Source organism: Acinetobacter boissieri (genome assembly GCF_900096955.1).
GTDB lineage: Bacteria > Pseudomonadota > Gammaproteobacteria > Pseudomonadales > Moraxellaceae > Acinetobacter > Acinetobacter boissieri.
The window spans coordinates 213,351-233,831 of sequence record NZ_FMYL01000001.1; the positions used below are offsets into that span (position 1 = coordinate 213,351).

General features: G+C 39.7%; 18 protein-coding genes and 2 tRNA genes. 11 read left to right on the top strand and 9 right to left on the bottom strand.

From position 1 onward, the window contains the following. Positions 1-51: 51 nt before the first annotated feature. On the bottom strand, positions 52-1,713 hold the full coding sequence (gene ettA, locus BLS38_RS00975) for an energy-dependent translational throttle protein EttA (RefSeq protein WP_092746464.1): 1,662 nt from the start codon (positions 1,711-1,713) through the stop codon (positions 52-54). A gap of 312 nt (positions 1,714-2,025) precedes the next feature. On the opposite strand from ettA, the gene BLS38_RS00980 reads away from it, so the two are divergent. Further along, complete coding sequence (locus BLS38_RS00980) at positions 2,026-2,913, top strand: SDR family NAD(P)-dependent oxidoreductase (protein WP_092746465.1); 888 nt, start codon at positions 2,026-2,028, stop codon at positions 2,911-2,913. A 55-nt stretch (positions 2,914-2,968) separates the two neighbouring features. Here BLS38_RS00980 and BLS38_RS00985 read toward each other — a convergent pair whose 3' ends face one another. Continuing rightward, a complete protein-coding gene (locus BLS38_RS00985) occupies positions 2,969-5,323 on the bottom strand; it encodes a Tex family protein (protein WP_092746466.1) in 2,355 nt (784 codons plus the stop codon). Positions 5,324-5,646: 323 nt separating this feature from the next. Here BLS38_RS00985 and ompR point away from each other — a divergent pair, with 323 nt between their 5' ends. The 4 genes from ompR to BLS38_RS01005 all read left to right on the top strand — a co-directional run bounded on the left by ompR (position 5,647) and on the right by BLS38_RS01005 (position 9,899). After that, positions 5,647-6,411: an osmolarity response regulator transcription factor OmpR gene (gene ompR, locus BLS38_RS00990; RefSeq protein ID WP_092746467.1), complete on the top strand. Its 765-nt coding sequence runs from the start codon at positions 5,647-5,649 to the stop codon at positions 6,409-6,411. Positions 6,412-6,419: 8 nt separating this feature from the next. Then, on the top strand, positions 6,420-7,811 hold the full coding sequence (locus BLS38_RS00995; RefSeq protein WP_092746468.1) for an ATP-binding protein: 1,392 nt from the start codon (positions 6,420-6,422) through the stop codon (positions 7,809-7,811). Between the two features lie 111 nt (positions 7,812-7,922). Further along, a complete protein-coding gene (locus tag BLS38_RS01000) occupies positions 7,923-9,413 on the top strand; it encodes an acetyl-CoA hydrolase/transferase family protein (protein WP_092746469.1) in 1,491 nt (496 codons plus the stop codon). 66 nt (positions 9,414-9,479) lie between these two features. Further along, a complete protein-coding gene (locus BLS38_RS01005; RefSeq protein ID WP_092746470.1) occupies positions 9,480-9,899 on the top strand; it encodes a GNAT family acetyltransferase in 420 nt (139 codons plus the stop codon). Between the two features lie 2 nt (positions 9,900-9,901). Here the strand turns inward: BLS38_RS01005 and BLS38_RS01010 are convergent, their stop codons facing one another. The 3 genes from BLS38_RS01010 to BLS38_RS01020 form a co-directional block, all read right to left on the bottom strand. Further along, complete coding sequence (locus BLS38_RS01010; RefSeq protein ID WP_092746471.1) at positions 9,902-11,251, bottom strand: Nramp family divalent metal transporter; 1,350 nt, start codon at positions 11,249-11,251, stop codon at positions 9,902-9,904. A gap of 233 nt (positions 11,252-11,484) precedes the next feature. Further along, a tRNA-Phe gene (locus BLS38_RS01015) sits at positions 11,485-11,560 on the bottom strand. Positions 11,561-11,685: 125 nt separating this feature from the next. Continuing rightward, positions 11,686-11,761 (bottom strand) — tRNA-Phe (locus BLS38_RS01020). Positions 11,762-12,047: 286 nt separating this feature from the next. Here BLS38_RS01020 and hisB point away from each other — a divergent pair. From hisB to BLS38_RS01045, 5 genes are all read left to right on the top strand, one after another. Further along, entirely contained in the window at positions 12,048-12,641 is a 594-nt protein-coding gene (hisB, locus tag BLS38_RS01025; protein ID WP_092746472.1) for an imidazoleglycerol-phosphate dehydratase HisB, read from the top strand. Beyond that, on the top strand, positions 12,641-13,258 hold the full coding sequence (hisH, locus tag BLS38_RS01030) for an imidazole glycerol phosphate synthase subunit HisH (protein WP_092746473.1): 618 nt from the start codon (positions 12,641-12,643) through the stop codon (positions 13,256-13,258). Before hisB ends, hisH begins: the two co-directional genes overlap by 1 nt. 80 nt (positions 13,259-13,338) lie before the next feature. After that, positions 13,339-13,944 (top strand): DUF805 domain-containing protein, encoded by a 606-nt coding sequence (locus BLS38_RS01035; RefSeq protein ID WP_092746474.1) that lies wholly within the window; start codon positions 13,339-13,341, stop codon positions 13,942-13,944. Between the two features lie 114 nt (positions 13,945-14,058). Further along, on the top strand, positions 14,059-14,781 hold the full coding sequence (gene hisA / locus BLS38_RS01040) for a 1-(5-phosphoribosyl)-5-[(5-phosphoribosylamino)methylideneamino]imidazole-4-carboxamide isomerase (RefSeq protein ID WP_092746475.1): 723 nt from the start codon (positions 14,059-14,061) through the stop codon (positions 14,779-14,781). Between the two features lie 91 nt (positions 14,782-14,872). Next, the gene (locus tag BLS38_RS01045) at positions 14,873-15,286 is read left to right on the top strand and encodes a TM2 domain-containing protein (protein WP_213030485.1); all 414 of its coding nucleotides are present in this window, start codon (positions 14,873-14,875) and stop codon (positions 15,284-15,286) included. Between the two features lie 52 nt (positions 15,287-15,338). On the opposite strand, the gene BLS38_RS01050 is transcribed toward BLS38_RS01045, so the two are convergent. Next, positions 15,339-15,923, bottom strand: a complete 585-nt coding sequence (locus tag BLS38_RS01050) for a DUF805 domain-containing protein (RefSeq protein ID WP_092746476.1) — start codon at positions 15,921-15,923, stop codon at positions 15,339-15,341. A 189-nt stretch (positions 15,924-16,112) separates the two neighbouring features. Here BLS38_RS01050 and BLS38_RS01055 point away from each other — a divergent pair, with 189 nt between their 5' ends. Beyond that, on the top strand, positions 16,113-17,033 hold the full coding sequence (locus BLS38_RS01055) for a LysR family transcriptional regulator (protein ID WP_092746477.1): 921 nt from the start codon (positions 16,113-16,115) through the stop codon (positions 17,031-17,033). Positions 17,034-17,064: 31 nt separating this feature from the next. On the opposite strand, the gene BLS38_RS01060 is transcribed toward BLS38_RS01055, so the two are convergent. From BLS38_RS01060 to BLS38_RS01070, 3 genes are all read right to left on the bottom strand, one after another. Beyond that, positions 17,065-18,093, bottom strand: a complete 1,029-nt coding sequence (locus BLS38_RS01060; protein ID WP_092746478.1) for a carbon-nitrogen hydrolase family protein — start codon at positions 18,091-18,093, stop codon at positions 17,065-17,067. A 65-nt stretch (positions 18,094-18,158) separates the two neighbouring features. After that, the gene (locus BLS38_RS01065) at positions 18,159-20,045 is read right to left on the bottom strand and encodes a solute symporter family protein (protein ID WP_092746479.1); all 1,887 of its coding nucleotides are present in this window, start codon (positions 20,043-20,045) and stop codon (positions 18,159-18,161) included. Positions 20,046-20,077: 32 nt separating this feature from the next. Next, positions 20,078-20,389 carry a DUF485 domain-containing protein gene (locus BLS38_RS01070; protein WP_092746480.1) on the bottom strand — a complete coding sequence of 104 codons (312 nt, stop codon included), beginning with the start codon at positions 20,387-20,389 and terminating at the stop codon, positions 20,078-20,080. Positions 20,390-20,481 lie beyond the last annotated feature (92 nt).

The following is a 20,481-nucleotide window of genomic DNA, read 5'->3' on the forward strand; positions in this document are numbered from 1 at the left end:
ATACTGATCAAATAAAAAACCAGCGCATTGCGCTGGTTTTTTTATGGCACGTTAAGCACCAATTTTTCTGTATTTTGCACGTTTTGGTCGTGCATCATCACCGAGTTTTTTCTTACGATAAGCTTCGTATTCGGTATAGTTACCATCGAAGAATTCAGGGCCTTCATCTTCAAATGCCAAGATATGCGTGGCAATACGGTCTAAGAACCAACGGTCATGCGACACCACCATAACAGTGCCTGGGAAGACTAAAATTGCATCTTCTAACGCACGTAAGGTTTCTACGTCAAGATCGTTTGATGGTTCATCGAGCAACAGTACATTTGCACCTTGCTGTAGAATTTTAGCCAGTTGTAAACGGTTACGCTCACCACCAGACAAATCACCTACACGTTTTTGTTGATCTGAGCCTTTAAAGTTAAAACGACCAATATATGCACGAGATGCAATTTCATAGTCGCCTACTCTTAAAATATCTAAACCGCCAGATACTTCTTCCCATACCGTTTTGCTGTCATCTAAAGCTTCACGAATCTGACCTACATAAGCGACTCTTACAGACTCACCGACTGTAACTGTACCTGTACTTGGCTCTTGCTCACCGGTCATCATACGAAATAGCGTGGTTTTACCTGCACCATTTGGTCCAACAATACCCACAATCGACACAGGAGGTACAGAAAAGCTTAGGTTTTCATATAGCAAACGATCACCGAAGGATTTACTGATATTTTCTACTTCAACCACTTTATTACCTAAACGTGGGCCAGGTGGAATATAAATTTCAGAAGTTTCGTTACGTTCTTGGAATTCTTTTGAGTTCAGCTCTTCAAAGCGCTCCATACGGGCTTTGTTTTTCTTTTGCTGACCTTTTGCATTCGAACGCACCCACTCAAGCTCTTTTTTCAAAGCTTTAGCAAATGATTCTTCTTGTTTGTTTTCTTGCTCTAGACGTGCATTTTTCTGCTCAAGCCAGTTGGTATAGTTCCCTTGGTAAGGAATACCATGCCCACGGTCAAGCTCCAAAATCCACTCAGCCACGTTATCTAAGAAATAACGGTCATGGGTAATAGCAACAATTGTTCCAGCAAAATCTTTTAAGAAACGCTCTAACCAAGATACAGATTCTGCATCTAAATGGTTCGTTGGTTCATCTAATAACAACATGTCTGGTTTAGACAACAACAAACGGCACAAAGCAACACGGCGACGCTCACCACCAGAGAGTTTATTTACGTCTGCATCCCATGCAGGTAAACGTAATGCATCTGCAGCTTGTTCCATTTGGTTTGCTAAATTATGTGCATCCCATGCATGAATAATGCCTTCGAGTTTTTCTTGTTCTTTTGCAAGTGCATCAAAATCTGCATCTTCAGCTGCATATTCTGCAAACACTTCATCTAAGCGTGCAAGTGCATCAAGCGGTTCTCTTAAACCATCTTCAACGTTACCACGCACATCTTTATTTGGATCAAGTGGTGGCTCTTGCTCTAAATAGCCAATTTTGATGCCAGGTTGTGCACGTGCTTCACCTGAAAAGTCTTTATCTACGCCAGCCATAATACGAAGTAGCGTTGACTTACCCGCACCATTTAGACCTAGAACACCAATTTTAGCACCCGGGAAAAATGAAAGTGAGATGTCTTTTAAGATTTCACGCTTTGGTGGAACCATTTTAGACACTCGATTCATTGTATAAATATATTGGGCCACAAAGACTCCTCAATGAAAATAGTGATCATAATATTGCTTTAAATACACCGTCTATTATACCGCAAAGCCATCAAAATATAAGGCGCGATTGTTTCTAATCATGTAGATCTGAGTAAGTTTAAGTTCAAAGTACCTATTACCATGATAATAAATGGCTTGTTTGTTCATCTGCTAACAATACAAATGATTTTTGTCATTATTTTAATGCGATATTTTGCTATGATTTAACTTCAAATGAAAGGCGTTGTTTTAATCAATGAGTCATCACTTCTCAACGACTTTCTTAGGTAGACTCAAGCTAGGTAACATCTCGTGAAGAAAAAATTAGAGCACCTTTTTCAAAGCCAAGTCCAAGGTAAAGTGGCACTTATTACAGGCGCATCTAGCGGTATTGGGCTCACTATTGCAAGACGACTGGCTCGTGCAGGGGCTCACGTGTTATTGCTCTCTCGTACCGAAGAAGATTTACTTAAAGTAAAAGCTGAGATTGAACAAGAAGGCGGCCAAGCATCTGTTTATCCCTGTGATTTAAATGACATGGATGCAATAGATCACTGCACCACGAAAATCTTGGCTGACGTTGAATATATTGATATTTTAATTAACAATGCAGGGCGCTCAATTCGGCGTGCAGTTGAAGAATCTTTAGACAGATTTCACGACTTTGAACGCACCATGCAACTCAATTACTTCGGTGCGGTGCGCTTAGTACTAAATTTACTACCGCATATGATTAAACGTAAAAACGGGCATATTATTAATATTAGCTCTATTGGTGTATTGGCCAATGCTACGCGTTTTTCGGCCTATGTGGCTTCAAAAGCAGCTCTTGATGCGTTTAGTCGTTGTTTGGCTGCAGAAGTGCATCGGCATAAAATTGCCATTACTTCAGTGTATATGCCACTGGTTCGCACACCAATGATTGCACCCACAAAAATCTATAATTACGTACCTACACTTTCTACCGAACAAGCTGCCGACTTAATTGCTGAAGCCATTGTAAAACGTCCTAAAAGTATCGCAACACACTTAGGCCGTTTGGCTTCAATTAGCTATGCCATCGCACCAAGTGTCAATAATACCCTCATGTCAATTGGCTTTCACTTATTCCCAAGTTCGAGCGCATCTCGTGGAAAAAAAGAAAAGTTAAACCTCATTCAGCGGGCATACGCCAAACTCTTCCCCGGCGAGCACTGGTAAAAAACATAAAAAAACCAGCATATTGCTGGTTTTTTTATTTGATTAAAAACAACACTTACTTACTGTTCTTTTTAATCCCTGCTTGTAATAACAATGCACCTAAACCACCAATTTTTTGCTCTTGAGGTTTCTCTTGCTTGGTACGTGGTTTGTTTTGAGGTGTAGCGGTAGCACGTGGCGTACGTTTAACAGGTGCTTTATTGGCAGGAGCATCGCTTGGCTTTTCACGGCGTGTAGTCGCACGTTGTTGCTTCGCTTCTGCCTGCGAGCCTTCTGGACGCATACTTAAATTGACACGCTTACGCTCTACATCTACATGAATCACACGTACTTTCACAATTTGGCCTGGCTTGACAATTTTTTGTGGATCAGCAACAAATTCATTGGCTAACTCAGAAATATGCACTAAACCATCTTGATGTACACCTACATCAACAAATGCACCAAAGTTCGTCACGTTTGTTACAACACCGTCAAGCTCTAGCCCTTCAGTTAAATGAGCGACTTCCGTAATATCATCACGAAACTTCACTGTACGAAATTCAGGGCGTGGATCTCGGCCTGGTTTTTCAAGTTCAACCAATACATCTTTAACAGTAATCTCACCCACTTGGTCGTTAACAAACTGCTCGACATTCACATTGCGAATGATTTCAGTTTTACCAATCAAGTCTTGCACAGAAATGCTTTGTGCTTGAGCAATGCGCTCAACTAATGCATAACTTTCTGGGTGTACTGCTGAAGCATCAAGCGCTTGCTCACCTGCGTGAATACGCAAAAAGCCTGCAGCTTGTTCAAAAGTACGCTCACCCAAGCGAGGGACATTTTTCAACGTCTGACGATTTGCAAACTGACCATGTGCTTTACGATATTCAACAATTTGTTGTGCAATCGCTTTATTCAAACCTGCAATATGCGCCAAAATTGCAGGCGATGCAGTATTCACATCAACCCCAACCGCATTTACACAGTCTTCAATTACTGCATCTAGAGCAGTTGCTAGACCTGTTTGATTCACATCGTGTTGATATTGACCCACACCAATTGATTTTGGATCAATTTTAACCAATTCAGCCAGCGGGTCTTGTAAACGGCGTGCAATAGAAACTGCACCACGAATAGATACATCTAAATCTGGTAATTCTTGGCTTGCAAGTTCACTGGCAGAATATACAGACGCACCTGCTTCACTGACTGTTACACGGGTTAAATTTAAATCTGTGTTTTCAGCCATCATTTCTGCAATCACGCTTTCAGTTTCACGGCTTGCAGTGCCATTACCAATCGCAACAAGTTCTACAGCAAACTCACGGCATAAACGTGCCAACTCTTGTTTAGCACCTGCTTTATCTTCTTTTGGTGCAAATGGGTAGACTGTACTGTGTGCAACCACATCACCTGATGCATTCACTACAGCCAATTTCACGCCTGTACGTACACCAGGGTCTACCCCTAACGTACAACGACCGCCTGCCGGTGCAGATAAGAGTAAATGACGTAAGTTTTCAGAGAATACATCTACCGCTTCTGCTTCTGCAGCCAAACGTTTTTCTGTCAACAAACTGTGTTCAATTTGCGGGCGAAGTTTAGCAGACCAAAATAATTTTGCAGTGTCTTGTAAAAATGCTTGTTTTGTTGCAGGTTCGATCTGATCTAAAGCATAGGTCTGTGAAATCGTTGCTAATGGTGCTTCATTTTCACCATCTACTTTTAAACCTAGCACATTTTCTTGGCGACCACGCAACATGGCCAATAAGCGGTGCGATGGTACTTTATTTAGCGTTTCTGAAAATTCAAAATAATCTCTAAATTTCTTACCAACTTCTTTCTTTTCGTCAGAAGCAACTGTACTTTTTAACACAGCTGTTTTAGCAAAAATTTGTTTTAGCTCAACAGTCAATGCAATATTTTGCGCCCACTCATCAATAATAATATGTTGAATGGCGTCAAGCTGACTTTCAGTATCAGCATAGTCCGCATGGCTAAAGCCTGCCAAAGCTGCTTTTGGCTCAATATTTTGCGTTAAAATTTGTGTTGCAATCGGGCCTAAACCTGCCTCTTTTGCTTTAAATGATTTACTGCTACGTTTTGGACGATACGGTGCATAAATTTCTTCTAACGCATTTTTTGTGGTTATTGCATTTACACGTGCCAGTAAATCATCACTCAGCTTGTCTTGCTCAGTCAATGATTGAATGACTTTTTCACGACGCTCGTTTAAATCACGTAAATAGCTCAAACGGGTATCAAGCTGACGTAGCTGCACATCATCAAGCCCCTGCGTAACCTCTTTACGGTAACGTGCAATAAATGGCACGCTTGCGCCTTCATCAATCAAACGAATTGCAGCTTCTACTTGGTTCGGACGTGCGGCAATCTCACTTGCCAACTGCTGAACGAGGTCAGTCATTGTATGGAATCCTACTTAAGGAACATAAACTAAAGGCCAAGATTATAAAGGCCATGCTCGTAAAATCTACAGCTAGAACAATAAAATTTGTGTTTTATCGCAATAATTCGAGCTAAATAGGCTTTTGATCGTATCAGTAGATGTATTTTCACACCACAAAATAGCAATACATTCTATTTTAAAGTCAAATCAAAACACTAAACCCATATCTACATTGTATATTTTTATACAAATCACTGCATTAATGCATAGCCATAGCTAGGGGTATCGCATTATACTCAAAACATCCAAGATGAAATAAACATATAAAAAGGGAGCACTGTATGAGTTTAGTCGTACCTGCTGAACCAACTGAGAACAGCACACACGAAACCGACCGTGTAGAGCGTATTTTAGTGGTTGATGATGACGTACGCTTACGCACACTACTACAACGCTTTTTAGAAGATAAAGGCTTTGTTGTTAAAACAGCACATGATGCAACGCAAATGGATCGCTTACTACAACGTGAATTATTTTCACTGATTGTACTCGACTTCATGTTGCCTGTAGAAGATGGTTTAAGTATTTGTCGTCGCTTACGTCAGTCTAATTTAGATACCCCAATTATTATGCTCACTGCACGTGGCAGCGATGCAGACCGTATTGCTGGCCTAGATGCAGGGGCAGATGACTATTTACCAAAACCATTTAACCCAAATGAACTGCTGGCACGTATTCGCGCTATTTTACGCCGTCAAGTACGTGAAGTGCCCGGTGCACCAAGCCAACAAATGGAAGTCATTAGTTTTGGTTCTTGGTCACTTGACTTATCTACCCGTACGCTTACTCGTGAAGGTCAAGTCGTTACACTCACAACGGGTGAATTTGCGGTACTCAAAGCCTTAGTACAGCACCCACGTGAACCACTGACGCGTGACAAACTCATGAACCTTGCCCGTGGTCGTGAATGGGGAGCAATGGAACGTTCAATTGACGTACAAGTATCACGCTTGCGCCGTTTAATTGAAGATAACCCAGCCCGCGCACGTTATATTCAAACGGTTTGGGGTATTGGCTACGTATTTGTACCAGATGGTTCTGAATAATAAGCCACATGAATAGCTCTACACAGCAACCTACAGACCACCCACAGCAACAGAAGCGTGCACCTTTTGACCGCTTCTTAGACCGTATTAAACCCAAATCTGCGGCTGTTCGCACCACCGTATTGGTGACGGTGGTGGTCTGTTTTAGTTTATTTACCTCTATTTTATTTTTTTGGCGAACACTTTATTTACCTGAAATTCAACAACATGCACGTTACCTTGCCATTCAATTAGATGTGATTCACAACCCAAACTTTCATATTTCTTATAAAAATCAAAATATCGATACAGATGAGTGGTTAAAACATCGCTTAGGGGTGGAATACGTTACTGATCCTACACAATATCCAGACGTACAAAAAAAGTGGATTGCAGATATTTTTACCAGTCGCATTGAAAACCGATTGGCACAAGAAATTCAAGTAAAACGTGATGACGTGACCGTCTACTTTAAATTTAAACCCTCGCCCACCATTTGGGTACAAACGCCAGATATGCATGGCCATTGGCTCAAAGAGCCTCTCAACACCTATGCCAACTACAGCATAGAGCTGATTATTGCTTGGCTTGTAGGGATACCATTATTCTCTGCAATGATTATTTTAACTTTAGTCAGACAGCTGAATCGTCCATTAAAACGATTACAAAATGCAGCACGAGCTTACAGTCAAACAGGACGTGCACCCTTTTTAGAAACCAATCATGGCCCACTTGAAATCCGACAAGTCAACCAAGCCTTTAATCACATGATTCAAACCCTAGAACAAGCAGAAAAAGACCGAAAAATCATGCTTGCAGGCATTTCACATGACTTAAGAACCCCACTTACTCGTATTCGACTCACTGCGGAAATGCTACCCGATGAGTTTTTACGAGAAGGTCTAGTCTATGATGTAGATGACATGGATGCCATTTTAAGCCAATTTATTTCATATATGAGAGATGGTTCAGACGAAGATATTTCTGAAACCAATATTAATGGCCTATTACAAGAGCTGATTATACAGTTTCAGCCATTGGATATTCACTTTGAACCCCATCACCTCCCCAATATTATGGCCAGAAGCCTATCACTCAAACGACTGATTGGTAACTTAATTAATAATGCCAAACGCTATGGTGCAGAACCCATAGACATTCAAGCATCAGTTCAAGAAGATCAACTCAAAATTTGTGTATCTGACCACGGCGAAGGTGTACCTGATGCACAAATATATGAGCTCCTACAACCCTTTGTACGTGGTAATGCCGCGCGCACGACACAGGGTAGCGGTTTAGGCCTTGCCATTGTTAAACGCATTGTAGATTTACATCAAGGCACCATTGAATTAAAAAATAAAGCAACTGGTGGCTTTGAAGTGACTGTTATTTTACCCGTAACCATACCAGAGCATGATTAAGCAATACACATGTTAGACCTTAGCATAAAACCACTAGGTGAGATCGCTCGCATCACGTAGGATAAATTCACCCAAAGCCGATTATTTGTAAACACACCGAGACCATGCATCATGCCACACCCACGTATTCGATTCGCACAGCTTCAAGATAAAGTCATTTCCGCTGAACAAGCAGCCATGTGTGTAAAAGATCAAATGGTGGTTGGTATGAGCGGTTTTACCCGTGCAGGTGAGGCAAAAGCCATTCCCTTAGCATTGGTTGCTCGTGCGACAAAAGCGCCCTTAAAAATCACGCTCGTTACAGGGGCAAGTTTAGGCAACGATCTCGATAAAAAACTTACTGAAAGTGGTGTACTGGCACGGCGTATGCCCTTTCAAGTCGATAACACTTTACGTAAAGCCATTAATCAAGGCGAGGTCATGTTTATAGATCAGCATCTGTCTGAAACAGTGGAACAAATGCGTAATCTTACCCTTAAAAAACCTGATCTTGCGATTATTGAAGCCGTTACCATTACAGAAGATGGTCTGATCATACCCACCACATCTGTAGGTAACTCTGCTAGCTTTATTGAATTTGCCGACCAAATTTTAATTGAAATTAATACCAGTGTTAGTACAGCATTAGAAGGCTTACACGATATTTATATACCCACAGCCAGACCCCAGCGTGAGCCTATTCCACTCACGCACGTCAAAGACCGTATAGGTACACGAGGCATTGCATTCGATGCCAATAAAGTGATTGGTATTGTATTTAACGATACCCCCGACTCTGCTTCAAATATTACTGAACCTGATTTAGACACCCAAGCGATTGCAGACCATTTAATTCACTTTTTTGAAGATGAAGTCAAACAAGCACGTCTTCCTGCAAACTTAGGCCCTATTCAAGCAGGTATTGGCTCAATTGCAAATGCTGTACTGTCAGGCTTTAAAACATCGCCATTTAATAACTTAGTCATGTATTCAGAAGTACTTCAAGACTCTGCTTTTGAACTCATTGATGCGGGTAAAATGTCTTTTGCATCTGCCTCTTCAGTGACGCTGTCTAAAGCTTGTGGGCAACGTGTCTTTGGCAATATAGAGCATTACAAAGACAAATTTGTATTACGTCCACAAGAAATTTCTAATCATCCAGAAGTGATTCGTAGACTCGGTATTATTAGTATTAATACGGCATTAGAGTTTGATATTTATGGTAACGTCAATTCAACCCATGTCAGTGGCAGTAAAATGATGAATGGTATTGGAGGCTCTGGTGACTTTGCTCGAAATGCACACCTTGCTATTTTTGTGACCAAATCAATTGCTAAGAATGGTCTCATTTCATCTGTTGTACCTATGGTAAGCCATGTTGATCATACCGAACATGACACCGATATTTTAGTGACTGAACAAGGGCTTGCAGATTTACGCGGACTTGCACCAAGAGAGCGTGCAATACAAGTGATTCAGCATTGTGTTCACCCAGACTATAAAGAGGCTATTTTAGACTACTTTCACCGAGCATGTGCTAAAGGTGGCCACACCCCTCACCTGCTACAAGAAGCCATTGCATGGCATACCAATTTTGAAACCTATGGCACCATGAAACCCTAAAAATAACAGCAGTGATCAGATGCTCTTTGGTCACTGTTACTCATATTTTATAATGAGCCATTCAATATGTTTATTATTCGACCAACTGAAGATAAAGACTTAGACCCCATTTTAGAATTATGGGAGAACTGCGGCATTACTCGGCCATGGAACCACCCCGAAACAGATTTTTTCAGGAAAATGACCCAAAAAGACAATCTTTTTTTAGTGGCTGAAAAAGACAATACCGTGATTGGCTCAATTATGGGTGGCTACGATGGTCATCGGGGCTGGATTCACTACTTAGCAGTCCACCCAAGTCATCAACGGATTGGCATTGCCACAGCACTGATGCAAAATATAGAAAGGCGTTTAATTGCAGTCGGTTGCCCTAAAGTACAACTCATGGTTCGAGCAGATAATACATCTGTCATCGATTTTTACGAGCAACTCGACTTTGAAAAAATTGAAAGCGTCAGCCTTGGTAAACGCCTAATCAAAGATTAATACTAACTAAAAAACTTGGTTGCAGTTTCTATAATCAGCTGTAGATTCAAAGCCACCAACAAAACAGTGGCAATAACTCCAACTGTAATGGTAAGTTTCGAGTTTACAAACTCACCCATCCATTTTTTGTTCGATGTCATCCAAATTAAAGGAATCATAGACACAGGTAGCGCAATACTTAAAAAAACCTGTGAATAAATCAGTAGGCCTTCCACCACATCTTCACGATCCCCCCAAAAGTAAATGGCCACTAAAATGGGTAAAGTCGCCAGCCCACGCGTAATAAAACGGCGTAACCACGCAGGCACTTTTAAAGCCACAAAGCCTTCCATGACAATTTGACCTGTAAGCGTGCCTGTAATGGTCGAATTTTGCCCTGAGGCCAACAATGCAACCGCAAACAACGTTGCTAATAAACCACTGGCAATACTTCCTACAACATTGGGGTTTTCTAGCGCATGATATAACTGTGAAAAACGCCCAAACTGCTCTGGATCATGCCCAAAGAATAAAGCAGCACCCAAGATCAACAATAAACAATTGATGATAAAAGAAAAACTGAGTTGTAAGTTTGAATCAAAAATTGAAAACTTAATTGCATCTTTCATGCCTTGAGCAGAACGCTCATACCTTCTAGACTGCACTAACGATGAATGCAAATATAAATTATGTGGCATCACTGTTGCACCTACAATACCTAATGCAATTAAAAGTGCTGAATCTTGACCTGAAAGGTGCGCAGTAAAAATTTCTTTTTGTGGTATAAAACCACGTACAACATCTCCCCAATGCGGTGATGCCAGCATAACCTCATAAGAAAAGATAAAAAATACCGTTAAAATGAGGGTAAAAACAAAAGCTTCTATTTTTCGAATACCCAAAGACAAAAAGAACAACAGTAAGAAAACATCAAGTAAAGTAATTAAAACCCCAAGCATTAGAGGTAAACCAAACAATAAGTTCAGTGCGATTGCTGTACCAATCACCTCTGCAATATCTGTGGCCATAATCGCTAACTCTGCCACAACCCACAACACCACAGACCACTTTTTACCGGCCAATACTCGAGTTGCTTGTGCGAGGTCCATCCCTGTCACAATACCCAATTTACTACACATGGCTTGTAGTAACATTGCAATTAAGCTAGACAGTAAAATCACACTTAACAGCAGATAGCCATATAGTGCACCCCCTTGAATAGAGGTTATCCAATTACCTGGGTCCATGTAGCCCACAGCAACCAATGCACCGGGGCCAGAAAAAGCAAACAATTTACGTAAAAATGACGCATTTTTCGGTATTGGCACCGTATTGTTGACTTCTTGTAGACTAATATCGGTTTTGTATTTCATAGATGAGCCAAATGCCTTACAGGTACAACCTATTATATGAGAATGATTATCATTTAATCAAGCATAAAACTTGAATTAATCACGCGATCACTTTAAATATCAATGATATGTCTACATAATCTCTATAAAAACACACTTTAAGACAATAATATATGTATATTTTATATGCTTTTTATAGTTAACAAGCATAAAAAAAGCCCTTACTATTTAAGATAGTAAGGGCTTTTTGAATATGGTGGCGAGACCCAGGTTCGAACTGGGGACACACGGATTTTCAATCCGTTGCTCTACCGACTGAGCTATCACGCCAATGGGTGTATTAAGCCTGAATTGTACTACCTAGTCAACAAAAAACTTTAACATTTCAAACAATTGAACAATGTTTAGGCAAAAAAAATCCCTGATTTACTCAGGGATACAAAAACACAAATTTATGGTGGCGAGACCCAGGTTCGAACTGGGGACACACGGATTTTCAATCCGTTGCTCTACCGACTGAGCTATCACGCCAATGTGGACCGTATTAAACACGGTTAGAGCATTTTCGTCAAGCATTAAATCTAAAAATTTATTCAAATATCGAAAAACGTTTATCAAATCACATTGAATACGAGTAAATCATTTATTTTCAGATAATCAGAGTAAAACTCAAATAAGGCAACCACGCCAGATACTTGGTAGATATGGGCAACATGATATAATGCGGTAGGCATTGATTAAGACTGCCTAGCCATCTAATATGGCAACATGAAACAGCCATTGTTATTTAGAATTAGCCATTTTGAGGAATGTGTTCATGACACAACGTATCAGTGAAGTAGTGAGAAACACCAACGAAACTAAAATTAAAGTGCGTGTCAATCTCGATGGTACAGGTCAAGGCACACTCAATACAGGTGTTCCATTTTTAGATCATATGATCGATCAAATTAAGCGTCATGGTTTATTCGACATCGATATTCACTGTGATGGCGATCTAGACATTGATGATCACCATACTGTTGAAGATTGTGGTATTACTTTAGGGCAAGCTTTTGCTCAGGCACTAGGTGACAAAAAAGGTATCCGCCGTTATGGGCATTTTTATGCACCACTTGATGAGTCTTTATCTCGTGTTGTGGTCGATATTTCAGGTCGCCCAGGGTTATTTATGGATATTCCTTTTACCCGTGCACGTATTGGTACGTTTGATGTCGATTTATTTTCAGAGTTCTTCCAAGGTTTTGTAAACCATTCACTCATGACCTTACATATTGACAATATTAAGGGCAAAAATAGTCACCATCAAATTGAAAGTACGTTTAAAGCATTCGCTCGTGCACTACGCATGGCATGTGAGCAAGACCCACGTGCTGCCGGCACGATTGCATCAACGAAAGGGAGCTTATAATGACTCGTATTGCACTACTCGACTATGGCATGGGCAACTTGCATTCCGCTGCAAAAGCACTTGAACATGTCGGTGCACAAGTTGATGTGACCAATGACCCTAAAGTGGTTGCTCGTGCAGATAAAATTGTATTTCCCGGTGTAGGCGCAATGCGTGACTGCATTCAAGGCATGCAAGATGCAGGCATTGATGACGTGATTAAACAAATGGCATTAAATAAACCTGTTTTGGCCATTTGTGTGGGTATGCAAGCCCTGATGAATCGCTCAGAAGAAAATGGCGGTAGTAATGCGTTGGGTATTTTTGACGGTGTAGTGAAGCAATTTCCTGAACAACCCAACCTTAAAGTACCTCATATGGGTTGGAATCAAGTGCAACAAGTTGATCCAAGCCACCCAATGTGGAATAACATTGCTCAAGACACACGCTTTTATTTTGTGCATAGCTTCTACGTTGAACCTGTAGATCAAACCCTTGTGGCTGCACACTGTGACTACGGCGTTAATTTTTGTGCTGCAATACACAAAGAAAACTTGTTTGCAACACAGTTTCACCCTGAAAAAAGTCATACTGCAGGACTACAATTACTGAAAAATTTTGTTGAATGGCAGATATAACCCTGTATATAATCTTAAAGCCAGCTCAATGCTGGCTTTTTTATTGATCTAAATCACATTTATTTATATTGAGAACAATAATGACTCAACCTTTTGAACAGCAACAAAAGCCCTCACCTTCAATATTTAGTGCCAATGGTCGTTTGGGACGCCTTTCTTATGCTGCATGGAACTTTTTTGTCTACTTTATTGCAATCGTTGCAGTAGGAGCAGCTTATGGGGTGTTATCTCCAATCATAGATGCTAACTCACCTCATGCCTCGTTAGACTTTAGCAACCTTGCAACTATTTTAGGTGGCCTTTTTATTGTTTTACTGTTCATTATAATCATGTACATGGGCTTTATCTTAAGCATTAAGCGCTTACATGATCTCGATAAAATCGGTTGGATTTGTCTGCTTAACTTTGTACCTTTAGTGAGCTTCTTTTTTACATTTTACCTACTGTATGCCAAAGGTACTGAAGGTTCAAACACTTACGGCGCAGTTCGTACAACCAAAACATGGGAAAAAATTATTGGCTGGCCCATGCTAGTTCTGCCAATATTATCTGTTATTGCAGCAATTGGTATTTTTATCAACCTCGCATCTTCACCTAAATCTGTAACAGAAATTTCTAAAGAAACCACCTATATTGAGCAAAAAATTGCATCTAAACCTGTTGCAAGTGCAGTTAAGCCTTCTTAACACTCACGATTAGTTGCAAATTACACACCAAAGAATAATTTGCTTTAGCGATGTTTCAATAATTTGTTACTATCGTAACTAATTTTATGATGTGACGTTAAAAGGTATTTAATTATGCTGATCATTCCAGCGATTGACTTAAAAGATGGTAAATGCGTTCGACTCAAACAAGGTCGTATGGAAGATGATACTGTTTTTTCAGATGACCCTGTTGCTACTGCAACGCATTGGGTGAATGAAGGTGCACGCCGTTTACATTTAGTTGATTTAAATGGTGCTTTTGCTGGAACGCCTATTCATAAAAATGTGGTTGAAGCGATTGCTAAAGCACACCCTACACTGCCTATTCAAATTGGGGGTGGTATACGCTCACTTGAAACCATTGAACATTACTTAGATGCGGGTGTATCTTATGTAATTATTGGGACTAAAGCCGCTAAAGAACCAGAATTTGTAGAAGAAGCATGTAAAGCTTTTGCGGGTAAAATTATTGTCGGTATTGATGCAAAGGATGGTTTTGTCGCAACTGATGGCTGGGCCAATATACTTGATATAAAAGCCACCGATTTGGCCAAACGTTTTGCAGACGCAGGCGTATCTAGTATTGTTTATACAGACATTGCACGTGATGGCATGATGCAAGGCGTCAATATTGAACAAACAGTTGCTTTAGCACAGTACTGTGGACTACCAATTATTGCTTCAGGCGGTGTAACCGATTTAGAGGATGTAAAGCATTTAAAAGGTCAACCGGGTATTTTAGGTGCAATTACAGGCCGTGCGATCTATGAAGGGAGCTTGCAGTTGGCAGAAGCTCAAGCTTTACTAGATGCTTAAATCATACTAAATACAAAAACGGAGCAAATAATGCTCCGTTTTTTTGTTATATTTAAAATTATGTATGATTATCACAAGGATTAAGGCCCTCATGAAAGGTACCATTTTAGACTTTTCGATAGAGCAAAATAAAGGTGTCATTGCTGCAGAAGATGGCAACCGCTACGAATTCACCACACATGCTTGGAAAGAAAACTTAGCGCCTAGAAAAGGCATGAATGTAGATTTTTCTTCTCAATATGGTCAAGCACAAGAGATTTATACGATTTCAAATACAAACATTTTTACATATCAACAATTCGGTACAAAAAATCGTATTGTTGCCGCTTTACTGGCCTTCTTTTTAGGTGGTTTTGGTGCCCATAAATTTTATTTAGGGCAAATTGGCTGGGGAATTGTCTATTTATTATTTTGTTGGACATTTATTCCCTCTTTTGTCGCATTCATTGAATTTATTATTTACCTATGCACTTCAGACGAAAAGTTTGCGGCTAAATACGGCTAAGTCGTTACAGGATATCCCCTACTGTTTATCAACAACACTAGGGGGATCGTACTTATTTTGCTGGTTTACCCCATTCATTATTTTCTTGTTTCGTGTCTGTCGCCCAGAAAATAACTAATGGAATAATACCAATCACGGTAAGTATTAGAAGTTGCCACCAACCCGAGCGACCTATGTCGTGTAGACGGCGTGCACCCGCAGCAAATACAGGAATAAATGTGGCTAAGTTCCATAGTAAATTAACAATACCAACATTTGAACGAATGATAGAGTCAATGATCTGAGCCAATATGGCCACAATCACTGTTGCTAAATAAAAGAACCAAAATTCTTTACGTCTTGCTCTACCACTAAAATTTATATAATTTTCAAAGCATTTTTTAGTCCAATCTATAATATTATAATTATCTTCTGAATCAATTTTGTTTGAAAAAAATGATCCTTGTACTTCTTTGACTAAATAGATACTAATCGCTTGGCCTGTGGTTGGTTCAATTGCAAAATCAACATACATTCCCTTTCTAGGGGCGGCCTTTTCATTCCATTGTTGCCCTAAGAATTCATAACGATTGCCATTTTCTGCGGAAATCACGCCCGACCCATGTTGTATTGAAAAATCTAAAATGGTACCTTTCATTATTACTACCTCAAACGATTTATGTATTTTTATCTGTACGTTCGCAATAGACGTATTTTTACAATATAGCCTATTTTCATGACATTGCTAATATATTGATATAAAAGCCGTCGTATGTTTTAGAATTAGGTACACTGTTTCATCGTTGCTCAACATCATATTCATGATCTTATTTCATTGAGTACCTCTATGGATTTAAATCGTCTAAATTGGAATGATCTCAGAATTTTTTTAACTGTAGCACGCAGTAAAACATTGTCTTCGGCTGCAAAACAGTTAGCAATTGATGATTCAACCGTGAGCAGACGGATTACTCACTTAGAATATCATTTAAATAGCGCATTACTTGAAAGAGATCATCAAGGCATTCATCTCACGCCTCAAGGTGAACAGCTTTTACAACATGTAGAAGACATGGAACGTGCAGCACTTTCTCTGATCGAAAGCGTGAGTCATGCCGTGTCTGAGCCCCATGGTCGGGTACGTGTTGCGTCTATGGAAGGTATTGCAACACTCTATCTCGCAGGCCAATTTGCCACATTAAAAACACGTCATCCCTCGCTACACATTGAATTGGTTACCTCATCAACCATGATTCACGTCAACAGACGTGAAGCAGATATTTTTCTCAGTTTTTTTCCACTAGAGGCAAGAGGACTAGATGCATTACCTATTGGTGAGTTCTCACTGTATTTATATGCATCTGAATCATATTTAAAGAATAAAGGGCATCCAAAATCTAAAGAAGATTTAACCAATCATGATTTTGTTTCGTACATTAATGATTTAATACAGCTAGATACCGTACGCTGGCTAGATGAAGCGATTAGTGAGCCCAAAATTGTATTTTGCTCCACCAGTATGCTTTCTCAAATGTACGCTGCAGCTGCAGGTATGGGAATTGTCATGCTACCTAACTTTGCACATGCAGAAAGTTTAGGACTGATTAGACTTTTAGAAAATGAACTGCTTGTGTCGAGAACATTGTGGATGTCTGTTCATCAAGACTTAAGATATACACGAAGAATTAAAACAACCATGTCTTTTCTTTATGAAATATTCAAACAGGACTACCCTTGCCCACCAAGTATTATTATGAAAGAACTATAATACTTGGTGAGTACAAAACTAAGTACAACACCTAGTCTGTACTAGATATTTCATCAATTTGATGCGTATCAGTTCTAGATCTTTCATCTACAAACTTGGCAGGTATATCACGCTTACGAGAGACTGTTAAATCAAAGACATCGTAACGATTATAGTATCCAACAATGTCATGGTACTGCTTAGGCTCTATACATGCGCTTAAATCGAAAGTTGCATACGCAATTCCTTCTTCATTTTGTAGAGTATCTCCAATGACCTCGCCTGTTGGGGTGATAAACTGTGTTGCTGCACGTGGTGTATTTAGCAATACATCTAATGCATCTTGATCTGCATGCTTTGATAAGCAATCAATCATGTTTTGATCCATAAATCCTGCACTGATAATGCCAAAGACTTTGGCTTCAAAACAATGGCTACTTGCTCGAATACGGTTTGCCTCTAAATTATTAAAGTTTTTTAGGCCGGGTTTACGTGTTGGCCAAATTGCGGGCCACGCAGAAATATGAATTTGCTCACCTTGAGCCGCTAAACTGTACTTCGCCAGTGGATTGGTATTTTCACCACAGATGAGTGCGCCAATTTTACCAATTTTTGTATCTACGACCTGTAAGCCTTTTCCATCGCCTGCAGCCCATACCATTTTTTCATAAAAAGTAGGGACGAGTTTCCGATGATGATTTAATATTTCACCGTCATCACCAATAATAATATTACTATTCCAAATACACCCTACACTGACTTCAGTCGACTCACTAAAACCAAGAGAAATAAACACGCCGTGGCGTTTTGCAGCAGCCCGAATCGCATCTATTTCTGGGCCATCAATCAAAAGGCTATTTTCTACCATTATTTTAAACCAATCATGGTTATAAATCGGTGCCCATAAAGCAGCCCATACTGGAAACCCCGGAATAAAAGATTCTGGAAATACAACCAACTCAGCACCATTTCTTGCCGCTTCATCAATAATAGAAAGGGCTTTTTGTACTGTAGCAGCTTTGTTCATATAAACAGGTGCAACATGCGCCGATGCCACCTTAGTCACAGGTAATTTAACCATAATAAAATACTCAAATATTGGACTAAACCTGAGTAAAATCAAAACGATTTCACTCAGATTAAGAATTAATGTTGAACAGGTTTATGTACGCCTAAACCAGACTCTCTACGTACAGAGAACTCTTTCCATGAATTTTGTGAATAACGGCTAGGAAACAATAAAGAGAACATAATCACCAATAGAAATCCAACAGGAATAGAAATAATGCCTGGATTTTTAAGGTTAATTATTGGCTTTTCTAGTCCGATTAAACTTGTGGCTTGATCTGGTGTACTTACCACTTTTTCCATAGCTGCTGTACGAGATTTCTTCCACTCTGCAAGTTCACGATCTGATGCTTTTAATACACCACTTTCTACTTGGCTCACTTTCGCATCAAGTGTTTTTATTGTGCTAACAGCCACCTCTTTTTGTAATTGTGGGTAAGTCATGTTTGGTGAAATTAAAACCAAGCCAATTGAAAGTACAGTTCCACCAATCACACCCGCTAGTACACCTGCAGTACTACATCTTTTCCAATACAACGTCATAAGCAAAGCAGGTAAATTAGCAGAAGCCGCAACGGCATAACCCAAACCAACCAAGTGAGCAACATTTTGCCCTTTTGCAGAAATACCCACGCCAATTGCAATCAATACCATAATAATAGTGGCTATTCGAGCAGCATTTTTTTGCTCACGCTCTGTTGCTTGACCATTTTTAATTGCCCCCACATATACATCATGGGCTAAAGAAGATGCAGCTGCTAAAGTTAACCCTGCAACGACTGCCACAATGGTCGCAAAAGAAACTGCAGCCACTAATGCCAGTAAAAAATTACCCATCATGCTATCAGCACCACCACCCAAATACTGTGCGAGCATTGGTGCGGCAAGATTGCCACCTTTATCAATTTGAGAAATAGCCAATGGCCCAATGTTTAATGCAGATGAAAAACCAATCACAATAATAAACAGATGACAAACACCAATGGCAAGCATGGCCCATAAAGCAGATGCTCTAGCCCCTTGTGCATTTGCGACTGTAAAAAATCGCATTAAAATATGTGGCATAGCTGCTGTACCTAGCACAAGTGCAAGGCTTAAAGAAAATTGCTCTAAAGGGCTTTTTAAATATAAGCCGGGTTCTAGAAATCGTTGCCCTGCTTCTGCAGCAGATAAATTAGAAGTACTTCCGAGCAAAGATAAAACATGTTGTTGAATGAAGGGATGACTGACAACTGACTTAAAGAAACCATTCACATTAAAACCATATGGTATCCAAGTTAAAATCACGAGTAAAAAACAAAATGAGATTAAAACCAATGCTTTAAATAACTGAATGGCTGTAGTTGCACGCATTCCACCAAATAAGACGTAACTCAACATAAGCCCGCCTACAACAACGACCGATGTTTCGTATGGAATACCAATCAAAGCTTTAATAATCACAGCACCACCCACAATTTGTGGCACCATGTAAAACAATGCAACTAAAATACTGGAAATGGCGACAACAAACTTCGTTGATCTAAAGTGATTTCTTAAGGATAAAATATCACCTAAAGTATACTTTCCTAAATTACGACAAGGCTCAGCCACTAAAAGTAAGACTGGAATAAAGGAAACAAAAAAACCAACCAGATAGATACTTCCATCAAGTCCATACAACGCAATTAATCCAGACACACCTAAAAAAGCAGCCGCCGATAAATAGTCTCCAGCAATTGCAATACCATTGGTACGCCCAGAAATGGCACCGCCACCCGTATAGAAATCGCCTGTTGTTGTATTTTTTTTGGCTGCCAAGTAAATGACAGCAAATGTTAAGATGAACAATAATGCGAAAATAAAAAAAGTAAAATTACGACTACTGTCAGACACTAAAGTCGACTGCGCTAAAGTATATTGGCTGATTAAGCTTAAGCTCAAGATGCTCAATATACGACGTACGTTGATACTTAAATAATTCATAATACAACCGTATAAAAAAGAAATGAGAGAAGCTAGTCTGTTGTAGAATAAGTAGAAATGAGCTTTTGAGACATTGCATCTACTTTTTTCAACTCAACAACATAGCGCCATGCGATTAAGCCACCAACAACATATTGAGCAACCACTAACAGCAACCCAATATTGATTGCACCTATCATTTGAATACGTAATACACTTGGAGAAACAACAGAAAAGAAAGGGATTGAGAAGAAGAAAACCATACAAATTAAAAATAATTTGAGTGTGACTTTTCTTCTTTTAATAACGAGCTGATTAAACTGAGGATCTGCATAAATACGATCCCATGCATGTGCCTGATTCATAATTACTCCTAGACGATATACCCCAAAGAACGACACAGCAATTAATAAAATACAATTAAAACAATATATTAATTAAATTAACTCACCACAAT